We start from the raw sequence: 13,748 nt of genomic DNA, 5'->3' as shown, positions 1-13,748 counted from the left end.
GCACAGAAATTAATTGATTGGATGCAACCCAGTGGGCGGCTGAATGGGGCCAAGGGGAATTGGCCTCCTGGTAAAGCGGCGAATTGGCTATTCGGCCCGGGCATCGGAGACGCTAAGGTTTCCCCTCCAGACATCAATCGATGGCGATGGCATGCACGCCAACGACGCGCGCAAAGCTGGCGAAACCGAGGCTCGCCTGCAAACCCTAGCGGTCTGGGAAGATACCCGCTTCTTCACGCCCCGCGAGCGCGCCGCCCTGGCCTGGGTGGAAAGCCTGACCCGCCTGCCCGAGCGCCACGCACCGCAACCTGAATACGAGGCCTTGCTGGAACACTTCGAACCGGCCGAGGTGGCCAACCTGACCCTAGCCATCGCCACCATCAACGCCTGGAACCGCTTCGGCGTCGGCTTCGCCATGGTCCCGGCCTGAGCGCCCTCTCAGGGCCTGCCGCGCCCGGCGCCCAGGCGCAAGCGGTAACTGCCCGGACTCTGCCCGGTCCATTTCTTGAAGGCGCGGTGGAAAGCGCTGGGCTCCTGGAAGCCGGTCTGCTCGGCGATCTCGGCAATGCTCAACTCACCTTCGCGCAGGCACTCGAAAGCCATGGCCCGGCGTACTTCGTCCTTGATCTGCTGGAACGAGCGCCCTTCACGCTCCAACTGACGGCGGAAGCTGCTGGCACTCATGCCTTCACCTTCGGCCATGGCGTTCAGGGTCGGCCACTGGCCGTAATGCCGCGCACGCAAGTGCCGGTACACCCTGGCCACCAGGCCGTTCTGATGCCGGAAGCGAATCACCAGCCATTGCGGCGCGCTGCGCAGGAAGGTCTTGAGCGCCGCCAGGTCCTGGACTACCGGCAGGCGCAGGTAGTCAGCACTGAACTCCACCTCAGTGCGCCCGGTGCCCAGTTGCAGGTCGGGGCCCCACAACAGCGGATCGTCCTCCTGGGCAGGGCGGGCAATGGCCAGTTCGGTGCGGTCGATGGCAATGCGTCGCCCGGCCAACCAGCACAGCAGGCTGATCACCAGCACCAGGAAGGTTTCTTCGGCATAGACGCGGGTCAGCGGGTCGTCGATCCGTGCTTGCAGGCTGATCACTGCGCGCCCACCGCGCACCGTCACGCTGCCGCGCAGGTCACGCAGGAACAGGGCGAAATTGTTCAGGCATTGGCGCAGGGCCTTTTCCAGGTTCGGCTCCTGGATCAGCCCCCGGCAGATCAGGGCGAAGCTGCCCAACGGCATGCCATGGCTGTCGAGCTGGAAGAACTCGTCCTCCAGCGTCTGGATCAGCTCAAGCCACAACCGGGCGAACGCCTGGGCCGGTACTCGGGCCTGGGGCTGCCCGAGCACCTGCGGATCGATGCCGGCTGCCCGCAACAGTTCGTCGCGTCGCTGCGGCTGGTCGCGCAGGGCGTGCAACATGGTATGGACGAAGTACACCGCGACCGAATCGCTTTCCCGCATGGTTGTAATCGCTGTCTATGCTGAGTGGCAAAAAATGCCAGGTTGACTGAACAGTTACGGCATAGGCCGCGCCCCAGCCATTGCCTAGACTCGGTCTATTCCGGGGCGGTGGCCATTCTCGCAGACCCTTGCCCCACCCCGCCACGTCTTCGCCAATCGGAGCCCCCCATGAGCAGTGCAGAAATCTATGTAGTCAGTGCGGTCCGTTCGGCCATCGGCAGTTTCGGTGGTTCGCTCAAGGACCTGCCCCTGGCCGACCTGGCCACGGCCGTCAGCCGTGCCGCCATCGAGCGTTCGGGCCTGGCCCCGGAGCAGATCGGCCACGTGGTCATGGGCAACGTGATCCCCACCGAGCCGCGCGATGCCTACCTGGGTCGGGTCGCGGCGATGAACGCCGGCATCCCCAAGGAAACACCGGCCTTCAACGTCAACCGCCTGTGCGGCTCGGGCCTGCAGGCCATTGTCTCGGCAGCCCAGAGCTTGCTGCTCGGCGATGCCGAGGCGGTGCTGGCCGCCGGTGCCGAATCCATGAGCCGTGGCCCCTACCTGCTGCCGCAGGCCCGTTGGGGCGCCCGCATGGGCGACCTGCAGGGTGTCGACTACATGCTCGGCATCCTCCAAGACCCCTTCGAACACTTCCACATGGGCATCACCGCCGAAAACGTGGCCGCCGCCCATGGCATTACCCGGCAGATGCAGGATGAGTTGGCCTTGACCAGCCAGCAGCGCGCCGCCCGGGCCATCGCCGAGGGCCGCTTCACCAGCCAGATCGTTCCGCTGGAGCTCAAGACCCGCAAGGGCAGCATCCAGTTCGCGGTGGACGAACATGTGCGTGGCGACGTCAGTGCCGAACAACTGGCGGGCATGAAGACCGTATTCAAGAAGGACGGCACCGTCACCGCAGGCAACGCCAGTGGCCTCAACGACGGCGCTGGTGGGCTGGTGCTGGCCACCGGCGACATGGTCCGCCGCCAGGGCCTCAAGCCGCTGGCGCGCCTGGTCGCCTATGCCCATGCCGGCGTCGAGCCAGAGCTGATGGGCCTGGGCCCGATCCCGGCCAGCCGCAAGGCCCTGGAAAAGGCCGGCTTGAACGTCAACGACCTGGACGTGATCGAGTCCAACGAAGCCTTCGCGGCCCAGGCCTGCGCCGTGGCACGCGCCCTGGACTTCGACCCAGAGAAGGTCAACCCCAATGGCTCGGGCATTTCCCTCGGTCACCCCGTGGGCGCCACCGGGGCGATCATCGCCACCAAAGCCATCCATGAACTGCAACGCATCCAGGGCCGCTATGCCCTGGCCACCATGTGCATCGGTGGCGGCCAGGGTATTGCCGTCATCTTCGAACGCGTCTGATCCGGGAGCCAAGCAACATGACCATTCAACAGATCGCCGTGATCGGCGCCGGTACCATGGGCAACGGCATTGCCCAGGTGTGCGCGGTCGCAGGCTACGACATCACCCTGATCGACGTCTCCGAGGCCGCGCTCGAGCGCGGCCTGGCCACCTTGGGCAAGAACCTCGAACGCCAGGTCAACAAGCAAACCCTCTCGGCTGAGCAGGCCCAGGCCGCGCTGGCCCGCATCCGCACCAGCACCGACTATGCCGAGTTGCGCCCAGCGCAGTTGGTGATCGAAGCCGCGACCGAGAACCTGCCGCTCAAGCAGCGCATCCTCCAGCAAGTCGCGGCCAATGTCGGCAGCGACTGCCTGATCGCCACCAATACCTCGTCGCTGTCGATCACCCAGTTGGGCGCGACCATCGAGCATCCCGAGCGGTTCATCGGCGTGCACTTCTTCAACCCGGTGCCGATGATGGCCTTGGTCGAGATCATTCGCGGCCTGCAAACCAGCGACAGTACCTACGCCCAGGCCCTGCTGGTCACCGAGAAAGTCGGCAAAACCCCGATCAGCGCCGGTAACCGCCCCGGCTTCGTGGTCAACCGCATCCTGGTGCCGATGATCAACGAGGCGATCTTCGTGCGCCAGGAAGGCCTGGCCAGCGCCGAGGATATCGACACCGGCATGCGCCTGGGCTGCAACCAGCCGATCGGCCCGCTGGCCCTGGCGGACCTGATCGGCCTGGATACCCTGCTAGCGATCATGGAAGCCTTCCACGAGGGCTTCAACGACAGCAAGTACCGCCCTGCCCCGCTGCTCAAGGAAATGGTCGCCGCCGGCTACCTGGGGCGCAAGAGCGGTCGTGGATTCTTCACCTACTGAGGAGTTGCCGCCATGCCCATGACCGCTGCCCTGCGCTGTGCGAATTTCGAAGAGCGGCGTGACAAGGCCATGGCGCTCTTCGCCGAGAAGGGTTTCGGCCAGGTCAGCATGCGTGAGCTAGCCAGCCACCTGGGGCTGACCGCAGGCTCGCTGTACCATCACTTTCCCAGCAAGCAGGACCTGCTCTACGACCTGATCGAGGAACTCTTCGAAGAGTTGCAGGCCACCCTCGACCAGGGTCGGCGGGCGGCTGCCCGCGGACGTCCGGCGCTGCCTTGCTTGATCGCGGCGCACTGGGCGTTGCACACCGAGCGGCCGTTGCAGTTCCGCCTGGCCGAACGTGACCTGTGCTGTCTCACTGAAGGTCAGCAGCAGCGTCTGGCGCGGTTGCGCAAAGATTATGAGACCGGCTTGCTGCGTCTGATCGCGCCTCAGGCGGGGTTGCGCGGCGATGCCCTGGCAGCCACCGCCCATGTCCTGGCCACCCTGCTCAACAGCCTGCCCGGCTGGCTGCAGGCGCGGAACTTGTCCCAGGCCCAGGGCCTGGCGCTGATGGAGAACCTGCTGCTCGGCGGCCTGGAACGCACTTTGCGCGGCGAAAGGCTGGACCTGCCAGCCTGAAGCTCAGCTCAGCAACTTCTGGATCTGCTCATGCAGGCTGTTCAGGTCGAACGGTTTGGCCAGGATCGGGGCTGTACGTGTGATCGGGCTGCCGGAGTCGAGGATTTCAGCCGGATAGCCACTGATGAAGATCACTTTGAGATCCGGACGCAGCTTGACCGCCGGTTCGGCGATCTCTACCCCTGAGATGCCACCCGGCAGACGAAAATCGGTGACCATCAGGTCCAGGTGTGGCTTGCTGGCGAGAATGGCGAAGGCCTGCTCGCCATCCTCGGCCACCAGCACGTGGTAGCCCTCGCCTGCCAGGTAGTCCCGCAGGATCATGCGGATCGCCGGTTCGTCCTCGACGATCAGAACCACATCTTGCGCATCTTCGCTCATGCCAAACGCCTTGACTCTCTACAGATGGCTATAGGACTCCGGGCTCAGGCAGAGGTTGCCTGCTCCCGGTCACTTTCTTTCAGCGACGACGACAGCGGCAGTTGCACCGTGAAGGTCGAGCCCTGCCCTTCCTCGCTGTCGACGCAAATACGACCGCCGTGGGCCAGGACAATCTGCTCGGAGATGTACAAGCCCAACCCCAAGCCGCCCGTGCCCTGGTGCGCGGCCACCCGCTCGAACTGCTGGAAGATCCGTTGCTGGTTCTGCCTGCTGATACCGATCCCCTGGTCCTGGACCTGCACGCACGCCATGCCGGCCTCCGCGAACACCCGCACCTTGACCGGCTGCCGCTCACCATAGCGCAAGGCATTGCTCAGCAGGTTGGCCACCACCTGCTCGATTCGGAACTCGTCCCACTGGCCTTCCAGGGCTTCGCTGCTTTCCAGGTCGATACGCGACTCCAGCGCCGCGGCCTGGGCCGCAAAATTCTCCACCAAGCCGCTGATCAATTGGCCCAGGTCGAAGCGTTTGGTGCGAATCGACAGCTTGCCAGTGCGGATACGCGATACATCGAGCATGTCTTCGATCAGGCGGATCAAGCTGTTGATCTGGCGTTCGTCGCGCTCGACCATGGCCTGCAGCTTGTCCAGGGTGAAGGCATCGGCGTTGTTGCGCGCCAGGTGCATCTTGCGCAATTGGGTTTCCAGGATCAGACCGTTGAGCGGGGTACGCACCTCGTGGGAGACGATCGACATGAAGTCATCGCGCATGCGCACCGCATGCTCGAGCTCGCTACGCGCCACCTGTAACTGGGCAAGCAGTTGCTCCTGTTCCTGTCGGCTGCGTTCGATGGCCTCCAACTGCCGCCCTAAGGCCTTGCGCTGGCGATAGAGATCGACGAACACCGACACCTTGCTCTTCACCGCATGGTTGTCCAGGGGCTTGTGCAGGAAGTCCACCGCGCCGCTTTCGTAGCCCTTGAAGGCATAGTCCATCTCACGGCCGGCGGCACTGACGAAGACGATCGGTATGCTCTTGGTCTTTTCCGTGCCGCGCATCAGCTCGGCCAGCTCGAAACCGTTCATGCCCGGCATCTGCACATCGAGGATGGCCAGGGCGAACTCGTGTTCGAGCAGCAGCGACAACGCGTGCTCCGCGGACTGCGCCTGGTGCACCTCGCGGTCTTCCCCCTGGATCAAGGCCTCAAGCGCCAGCAGGTTCTCCGGCAGGTCATCGACGATCAGCAGTTTGGCTGTGATATGGCTTAGCATGCGCTGGATTCCAGGGTAGCGAGCAAGTGCCCGATACCGCTCAAAGAAAGGATATGGTCGGGCTGGTGCAAGGCCAACGCGGCTTCAGGCATCAACGCGATTTGTGCTTCGCGGGGGTCCTGAACCACGGTTCGTCCGCCGCGCTGTTTGATATAGGCAAGGCCCCGGGCGCCATCTTCGTTGGCCCCGGTCAGCAGTACGCCCAGCAAATGACGGCCATAGGCATCGGCCGCCGACTCGAAAAGAAAGTCGATCGCCGGGCGGGAGAAATGCACCGGTTCCTCCTGGCTCAGGGACAGGCTGAAATCCCGCTCCACGGAAAGGTGATATCCCGGGCCGGCGACATAGATCATGCCAGCGGCGATGCGCTCCTTGTCCCGCGCCTCCCTGACCGGCCGCTGCAACTTGCGCTGCAATACCTCGGCCAGGTGGCTGTGGCGGTTGTCCGGCAGGTGCAGTACGCACAGCACCGGGATGGCAAACTCCGCCGGCAAGGGGTCGAGCACCGTGGCCAGGGCCATGACGCCGCCGGCCGAAGCCCCCATGACGATCGCCCGTGCGCCGCTCATGACTTGCGGTAGATCCGTTCGGGCCTGACCAGGGCCTCGAAACGGTCGCTGTAGGTGGAAAAGTCCAGGGTCTCCTTGCTGCCCAAGACCAGGAAGCCACGGTGGCACAGGGACTCGTGGAACAGGCCGAAGGCACGATCCTGGAGTTCGCTGTTGAAGTAGATCAGCACATTGCGGCACGAAACCAGCTGGGTTTCCGAGAACACGCTGTCGGTGGCCAGGCTATGGTCGGCGAAGGTCACGTTCTCGCGCAGGCTGCTGTCCATGATCGCGTTGCCGTAGGCCGCCGTGTAGTACTCGGCGAACTCGCGGCGGCCACCGGCCTTGCGGTAGTTCTCGGCGTACCCGAGCATGCTCTGCATCGAGTAGATGCCTTGCTTGGCCTTGTCCAGCGAGTGCGGGTTGATGTCGGTGGCATAAATGATGGTGCGCTCCAGCAGCCCTTCTTCGCGCAGCAGGATGGCCATGGAGTAGACCTCCTCGCCCGTGCTGCAGCCGGCGACCCATATCTTGATCGAAGGCCAGGTGCGCAGCAGCGGCACTACCTCCTGGCGCAGAGCCAGGAAGTGCCCAGGATCGCGGAACATCTCGCTGACCGGGATCGTCAGGTACTGCAGCAACTGCAGGAACATGCCCGGGTCATGCAGCACCCGCTCCTGCAGGGCCGAGACCGTGCGGCACTCGAACTGGCGCAAGGCGTGCTGGACCCGGCGCTTGATCGAAGCGCCGGAGTAGTTGCGAAAATCGTAGCTGTACTTGAGGTAGATCGCCTCGATCAGCAGTCGGATCTCGATATCGGTGTTGAGCTCGGTAGTCAAATTCGCTCCAGTTGCGGCAGCCAGACACGGATCAGGGAAAACAGCCGGTCAAGGTCGATCGGTTTGGCCAGGTAGTCGTTGGCACCGGCCTGCAGGCAACGCTGCTGGTCATCCTTCATCGCCTTGGCGGTCACCGCGATGATGGGCAGCTTGCGCCAGCGCGGTTGTTGGCGGATCAGTCGGGTCGCCTCGTAGCCATCCATCTCCGGCATCATCACGTCCATCAGCACCAGGTCGATGTCCTCGTGCTGCTCCAGCCGTTCGAGGGCCTCGCGGCCGTTACGGCCGATCTCCACCCGCGCGCCCTTGTGCTCGAGCGCGCTGGTCAGGGCGAAGATATTGCGCACGTCATCGTCGACCAGCAGGATCTTGCGCCCTTCGAACACCTTGTCGCGGCTGCGCGCGGTCTTGAGCATGCGTTGGCGCTCGTTGGACAGCTGCGACTCGACTTTGTGCAAGAACAGCGTGACCTCATCAAGCAGGCGCTCCGGAGAACGTGCACCCTTGATGATGATCGAACGCGAGTACTTGAGCAGGTCGGCTTCCTCGTCCCGGGTCAGGTTGCGCCCGGTGTAGACGATCACTGGCGGGAAGGCACGGATGTCCTCGGCGGTCATGCGCTTGAGCAACTCGTTGCCGAGCATGTCCGGCAGCTTGAGGTCGATGATCATGCAGTCGTAGATGTTCTCGCACAGCAAATCCAGCGCCTCCTGGGCCATGCCCACGGCGGTGATCTCGATGTCGTCGTCGCCGATCAGTCGGGCGATGCTCTCGCGCTGTAGGTCATCGTCCTCCACCAGCAGGATGTGCTTGAGCTTCTGCGTCAGCTTGGCTTCCAGGCGGGCGAACACCTCCTTGAGTTCCTCGCGGCTGGTGGGCTTGACCGCATAGCCCACTGCGCCCATGTGCATGGCGGCCTCGACGCGGTCTTCCACTGAGATGATGTGCACCGGTATGTGCCGGGTGCCGGCCTGCTCCTTCAGACGTTGCAACACCGTCAGGCCGGAGTGGTCCGGCAGGCGCATGTCCAGCAGGATGGCATCGGGGACATGGCTGGCGGCCAATTCGAAGCCTTCGTCAGCGGCATGGGCGACCAGGCAGCGGTAGCCCAGCTCGTGGGCCAGGTCGAACAGGATGCGGGCAAAGTTCGGCTCGTCCTCGATGACCAGGATGCAGCGGCTGCCGAAGGCCGCCTTGTCACGGTCATCGGCGAAAGCCGATGCCTTGCGCGGCACCGAGGCAGGCACCGCCGCCGGCGCCTCTGGCGCACGCCTCTCGGCCAGCAGGCGGCCGCTGGCCACTGGCGCGTCCTGTTCGACCTCGGGCTGGTAACGCTCGGGCAGCACCAGGCTGAACACACTGCCCTGGCCTGGGCTGCTCTCGACACTGATCTGTCCGCCCAACAGGCGTGCCAGGTCACGGGAAATCGACAGCCCCAATCCGGTGCCGCCATAGCGCCGGTTGGTGGTGCCATCGGCCTGATGGAAGGCCTCGAAGATCGCGTGCTGCTGGTCGGCAGCGATGCCGATGCCACTGTCACGCACAGCGAAGACGATACCCATGCCGGCCTGCTCGCGGACCTGCAGGCTGACTTGGCCACGCTCGGTGAACTTGATGGCGTTGGATAGCAGGTTCTTGAGAATCTGCTCCAGGCGCTGGCGGTCGGTGAACAGGGTCTGCGGCACCTGTGGGTCCAACTCGACACTGAAGGCCAGCCCCTTGTCCCGCGCCAGCGGCTCGAACATGTCCTGCAGGCCTTCGACCAGGCGCGCCAGCGGTGTGCTCTGCGCACGCACTTCGAGCTTGCCGGCCTCGACCTTGGCAATATCGAGGATGTCGTTGATCAAGTTGAGCAGGTCATTGCCAGCCGAGTAGATCGACTCGGCGAACTTGACCTGCTCGTCGCTCAGATTGCCCTGGCCGTTCTCGGCCAGCAGCTTGGCCAGGATCAGCGAACTGTTGAGCGGCGTACGCAGTTCGTGGGACATGTTGGCGAGGAACTCGGACTTGTACTTGCTCGAGCGCTGCAAGTCCTCGGCGCGTGCTTGCAGCTCAAGCTGCGCCTGGTTCAACTCGCCGTTCTTGCGGTTCAGGGCGTCGGTACGCTCGGCCAGTTGCTCGTTGGTCTGCTCCAGCTCCGCCTGCTGGATCTCCAGGTGGGCCTGGGACTCCTTGAGCACTCGCGACTGCTCTTCGAGCTCTTCGTTGGCGGTCTTGAGCTCCTCCTGCTGCACCTGGAGTTCTTCGTTGAGCTGCTGGGTCTCGGCCAGCACCTCCTGCAGGCGCTGGCGGTAACGGGCGCTGTCGATGGAGATGCCAAGGTTCTCGGCAACCCGTTCCAGCAACTCGCCGTCACGCTCGCCAAGCGGGCGCAAGAAACCCAACTCGATCACGCCATTGATCTGCCCGTCATTGCTGGTCGGCATCAGCAATGCGCTACGCGGCAGGCCGCTGCCAAGACCGGAGGCAAGCTTGAAATAGTCTTCCGGCAGTTGCTCCAGGGCAAACAGGCGCGCCTGCTTCACCGCCTGGGACAGCAAGCCATCATGCCCGGCCAGGACCTGGCCGCGGGCTTGCGCCTCGGCGTCCAGGCCGTAGCTGGCCACCCGCTGCAGGTTGCCCTGGGCGTCCCGCACGTAGACCGCGCCGACCACACTGCCCAGGTAGCTGGCAAAAAAGCGCAGGGCGTTGTCGCCCAGCATCGACAGGGTCAGTTGCCCCAGCACCTGCTCAGCCAGCTTGGTCTGGCCATTGCGCAGCCAGGCCTGGCGTTCCAGGCGCTCGGCCGAGCGCTGTTGGGCCTGCAGGTTTTCGACATAGCTGGCCGACAACGCCATCAGGTCACGCCGGCCCATCCAGGCCAGCAAGGCACTCAAGGCAACGATGAACAGCAAGAAGGCAGAGATGGCCGTCACAGTGGTCGTGCTGACCTGCTCGTTGCGAGCCATGCGCAGTTGCTGCTCGGTGACGATGAAGTTGTCGAACTCCTTGCGGATCTCATCGGTCAGGCGCTTGCCCCGGCCATTGCGGATCAGCTCGCGGTACTGGCCGTCGTTGCGGCGCAGTTCGATCATCTCGCGGGCAAAGGTGTTCCACTCCCGCTGCAGGCTGACCAAACGGTCGATGCGGTCAAGCTGCGCGGGGTTGTCCGCGACCATCTTGCGCAAGCTGTCCAGGCTGCTGAAAATCCGTGGCCCGGCCACTTCGTAGGGGTCGAGGAACGCTTCGTCAGCGGTGATCAGGAAGCCGCGCATGCCGGTTTCCATATCGATCGTCAGCTTGAACGTCTCGTTGGCATTACTGATTGCCTGATCAGTGTGTTCCACCCACTGCATGGCCGAGAGCAGGTAATTGATCAGCGCGATGAACGCAATGGCGCTGAGCAGGCCTACCCCCAGGGGCAAGCCGATGTTACGGCTCAATAGCTTGCGAAAACTTTGCTGGTCTATCGAGGCTGCTTGAATCATCTGAAAAACGCCCGAGCAAAAATGAGTCAATCGAAGCGTATGGCAACTACTTCGCGTTTATAGTTCTGGGATTGCGCTGCCCCCACTGCCGCTACAGCGAGTCTAACCACCTTTGCCCTTTTCGGCAGGGCATTTAGCCAGCATTTGAAAGCAGTGCGCGCCAATCGTTCCCTGTGCGCGCAGGGGTCGCTATGCTGATTGAACTTATGCCCCCGCTTCGGGCACAGAATTAAAGACACCCTTTGCACAGGACCTGAACAATGCAACTTCTGGTAGTCGAAGACGACGACATTGTCCGCATGTTGATGGTCGAGGTGCTCGTTGAATTGGGCTACACGGCCATCGAGGCGCAAGACGCCAGCTGCGCCCTGAAGATCCTCGAGGACGCCAGCCAGCCACTGGACCTGATGATGACCGATGTGGGCCTGCCGGACATGGACGGCAAGGAACTGGCTGGAAGGGCCCGCCAAGCGCGGCCGCTACTGCCTATCCTGTTCGCCAGCGGCTATGCCGAGACCGTGCAGGTCCCTGAAGGCATGCACCTGATCAGCAAGCCATTCAGCATCGATCAGTTACGCGAGAAAGTGACGGGGATTCTGGGGCGGGCGGGTTAAGTGAACGTAGTTTTTGAGGTCGAAGCTCAGGTAGGAGCCAGCGTCAGTTGGCTCTCATAGAACAACACATAACGCATTGATTTAGTAGGACTCTGTAGGAACTGGCTTGCCCACGAATGCGTCGGTAAATTCACTGCCGTATTCGCGGGCAAGTCAGGGCACCGAACCGGTGTCTTACAGACGGGTCAAGCGGCCTCACACAAGTATTCGAGCAAGCGCAGCAACATCGCATCGCACCCCTGCAACTGCTCGACACTGACGAATTCGTCCGGCTTGTGCCCCTGGTCCATGCTGCCCGGGCCACACACCACGGTGGCAATCCCCGCCTGCTCGAACAGCCCGCCTTCGGTACCGAAGGCGACGGTGCCGAACTCATTCGAACCGCTGAGCAGCGCCAGCAGGCGCGCAGCCTCGCTGTCGGCCGGCGTCGCCAGGCCGGGATAAGCGCTCAGCGGTTGCAGGCGGATACCGGTGTCGGCTTGCACGGCGCGCATCTTCGGCACCAGCTCGGCCTCGGCGTAAGTCTGTAATTGATCGGCCACGGCCTGGGCCTCGAAACCGGGCAAGGCACGCACTTCGAAGTCGAACTCGCATTCAGCCGGCACGATGTTCAGTGCCCTGCCCCCCTTGATCACGCCCGTCTGCACCGTGGAGTACGGCGGATCGAAACGTGCGTCGTGCTGCTCGGGGCTGGCCAGCGCTGTGCCGATTTCGCCCAGCTTACCGATCAGTTGCGCGGCGTATTCGATGGCATTGACCCCGTAAGGCGCATAGGCCGAGTGGCACGCAGCACCCTGCACATGGCAACGCATGGCCAGCTTGCCCTTGTGCCCGAGCACCGGTTTGAGCCCGGTGGGCTCGCCGATCAGACACAGACGCGGTTTGTGCGGGCGCCTTTCCAGCTCGGCGAGCATGGAACGCACGCCCAGGCAGCCAACCTCTTCGTCATAGGAAAAGGCCAAATGCACCGGTAGCTTCAATGGCGCGGCGAGAAACGCCGGTACCGCCGCCAATACCGAGGCGATGAAGCCTTTCATGTCGGCGGCCCCCCGCCCATACAAGCGGCCGTCCTTTTCCGTCAGGCGAAACGGCTCGACCGTCCAGGCCTGACCATCCACCGGCACCACATCGGTGTGCCCGGACAGCACCACCCCACCCCGCTCCCTCGGTCCGATGGTAGCGAACAGATTGGCCTTGGTGCCTTCGGCGTTGTGGAACAATTCGCAGTCGACCCCGAAGCCAGCCAGGTAGTCACGGATGAAGGCGATCAAGGCCAGGTTGGAATCACGACTGACCGTGGCAAAGCCGACCAGCCGCTCGAGCAGGGCGCGGCTGGACAGCTCACTCATCGCCTGGCACTCCGTAGCTCGGTGCTGCGGTGGGGTCAAGGGCGCGGGTCACGTAATCCTGCATCTGCGGGCGGTAGTCCTGCCAGAGCGCATCGAGCTTGCCGATGGGGTCTTCGTCGGCCCAGTCCACCCGCAGGTCGACCAGCGGCCAGGTCAGCTCGCCGGCAACCTTGAGCGCCGCCGAGTGCACCGGCCCGGCCTCGCCGCCGGCCTTCATCGCAGCATGCATGGCCGCCAGCAAGCGGTCTGCCAGCTGGCCATCGGCCTGTTCGAAAGCGGTGACCATGGCCTCGATGACCTGGATGCCGGACAGCAGGTTGCCGGCCGCCACGCACTGTTCACCGGCGACGGCGTTGTGCACGCCGAGGGCTTCCTGACCGGTGAACAACGCCACGCGGCCGCTGCTGTCGATGGCCGTGACCTGGCGATACTCACTCCAGCCATTGGCGCTGAGCACACGGTCCAGTGCTGCGGCCGGCGCCAGTTGCTCTTGCTCCAGGGCGTCGAGGATCTGCGGGCCGAGTGCCGGCAAGGTGATGTTCTGGGTGGCCACCGCGCCGACCCCGGCACGCACCCAGGGGCAACGGGCCCCGACAGCGATGCTGGACGAGCTGATGGCGATACCGAGCTGGCCGGTCTCCTGGCAGCGACCGATGATGGAGAACGTCATTTTCCTGCTCCTTGTGCTTGTTTATTCACATCGCGGTCAATGCAACTTCCGCGCTATTTCACGATTGATTGCATTCTGGGCAAAAGCCGGCAAACCACGAAACAACCATTTTTATCGTCGCTGAAAAGGAAAAAACTAACGTGATAAAAGCACCACCGGAAAAGCCCTGAAAGCAGCGACAAACACCCTCTAGGCCTCGTTTTCAAAGGCCTTCAGTTATTTATGGGCAAGTGTTAGCTAAATAGTATTTTATCGATCCGATGCGCTTCCCTAGTCTGGCCCCAGGTAGAGGCGGTACCCATACCGAC

At 63.5% G+C, this 13,748-nt stretch carries 12 protein-coding genes and 1 pseudogene; 5 read left to right on the top strand and 8 right to left on the bottom strand.

Translation table 11 applies throughout. The annotated features are described in order from the left end of the window. Positions 1 to 151 precede the first annotated feature (151 nt). Positions 152 to 430 (top strand): annotated as a pseudogene (locus ACYU03_RS11280) (carboxymuconolactone decarboxylase family protein); the annotation flags it as partial. A gap of 8 nt (positions 431 to 438) precedes the next feature. Here ACYU03_RS11280 and ACYU03_RS11275 read toward each other — a convergent pair. Then, the gene (locus tag ACYU03_RS11275; protein WP_461890714.1) at positions 439 to 1,461 is read right to left on the bottom strand and encodes an AraC family transcriptional regulator; all 1,023 of its coding nucleotides are present in this window, start codon (positions 1,459 to 1,461) and stop codon (positions 439 to 441) included. A 168-nt stretch (positions 1,462 to 1,629) separates the two neighbouring features. Between ACYU03_RS11275 and ACYU03_RS11270 the strand changes: the two genes are divergently transcribed. Genes ACYU03_RS11270 through ACYU03_RS11260 form a run of 3 tightly spaced genes read left to right on the top strand, consistent with a single transcriptional unit; the run spans position 1,630 to position 4,301 of the window. Continuing rightward, positions 1,630 to 2,814, top strand: a complete 1,185-nt coding sequence (locus ACYU03_RS11270) for an acetyl-CoA C-acyltransferase family protein (protein WP_461890712.1) — start codon at positions 1,630 to 1,632, stop codon at positions 2,812 to 2,814. Between the two features lie 17 nt (positions 2,815 to 2,831). Beyond that, positions 2,832 to 3,680 carry a 3-hydroxybutyryl-CoA dehydrogenase gene (locus ACYU03_RS11265; RefSeq protein WP_461890710.1) on the top strand — a complete coding sequence of 283 codons (849 nt, stop codon included), beginning with the start codon at positions 2,832 to 2,834 and terminating at the stop codon, positions 3,678 to 3,680. A gap of 12 nt (positions 3,681 to 3,692) precedes the next feature. After that, a complete protein-coding gene (locus ACYU03_RS11260; protein ID WP_461890706.1) occupies positions 3,693 to 4,301 on the top strand; it encodes a TetR/AcrR family transcriptional regulator in 609 nt (202 codons plus the stop codon). 3 nt (positions 4,302 to 4,304) lie between these two features. Here the strand turns inward: ACYU03_RS11260 and ACYU03_RS11255 are convergent, their stop codons facing one another. Genes ACYU03_RS11255 through ACYU03_RS11235 form a run of 5 tightly spaced genes read right to left on the bottom strand, consistent with a single transcriptional unit; the run spans position 4,305 to position 10,807 of the window. Continuing rightward, positions 4,305 to 4,682 (bottom strand): response regulator, encoded by a 378-nt coding sequence (locus tag ACYU03_RS11255; protein WP_461890702.1) that lies wholly within the window; start codon positions 4,680 to 4,682, stop codon positions 4,305 to 4,307. A gap of 44 nt (positions 4,683 to 4,726) precedes the next feature. Next, positions 4,727 to 5,953, bottom strand: coding sequence for a hybrid sensor histidine kinase/response regulator (locus tag ACYU03_RS11250; protein ID WP_461890700.1), 1,227 nt, complete (start codon positions 5,951 to 5,953; stop codon positions 4,727 to 4,729). Beyond that, entirely contained in the window at positions 5,947 to 6,522 is a 576-nt protein-coding gene (locus ACYU03_RS11245) for a chemotaxis protein CheB (protein WP_461890698.1), read from the bottom strand. The genes ACYU03_RS11250 and ACYU03_RS11245 overlap by 7 nt, the downstream gene beginning before the upstream one ends. Further along, a complete protein-coding gene (locus ACYU03_RS11240; RefSeq protein WP_461890696.1) occupies positions 6,519 to 7,340 on the bottom strand; it encodes a CheR family methyltransferase in 822 nt (273 codons plus the stop codon). The genes ACYU03_RS11245 and ACYU03_RS11240 overlap by 4 nt, the downstream gene beginning before the upstream one ends. After that, positions 7,337 to 10,807 carry a response regulator gene (locus ACYU03_RS11235; RefSeq protein ID WP_461890694.1) on the bottom strand — a complete coding sequence of 1,157 codons (3,471 nt, stop codon included), beginning with the start codon at positions 10,805 to 10,807 and terminating at the stop codon, positions 7,337 to 7,339. Before ACYU03_RS11235 ends, ACYU03_RS11240 begins: the two co-directional genes overlap by 4 nt. 260 nt (positions 10,808 to 11,067) lie before the next feature. Here ACYU03_RS11235 and ACYU03_RS11230 point away from each other — a divergent pair, with 260 nt between their 5' ends. Further along, on the top strand, positions 11,068 to 11,421 hold the full coding sequence (locus ACYU03_RS11230) for a response regulator (protein WP_461890692.1): 354 nt from the start codon (positions 11,068 to 11,070) through the stop codon (positions 11,419 to 11,421). 185 nt (positions 11,422 to 11,606) lie between these two features. Here the strand turns inward: ACYU03_RS11230 and argE are convergent, their stop codons facing one another. After that, positions 11,607 to 12,770, bottom strand: coding sequence for an acetylornithine deacetylase (argE, locus tag ACYU03_RS11225; protein ID WP_461890690.1), 1,164 nt, complete (start codon positions 12,768 to 12,770; stop codon positions 11,607 to 11,609). Beyond that, the gene (locus ACYU03_RS11220; protein WP_461890688.1) at positions 12,763 to 13,440 is read right to left on the bottom strand and encodes a DUF1028 domain-containing protein; all 678 of its coding nucleotides are present in this window, start codon (positions 13,438 to 13,440) and stop codon (positions 12,763 to 12,765) included. Before ACYU03_RS11220 ends, argE begins: the two co-directional genes overlap by 8 nt. Positions 13,441 to 13,748: the final 308 nt, after the last annotated feature.

The sequence above is a fragment of the Pseudomonas sp. X10 genome, assembly GCF_054889225.1.
Note: the sequence above shows the minus strand (reverse complement) of the source record. Positions and strands in the feature narration are given on the sequence as shown.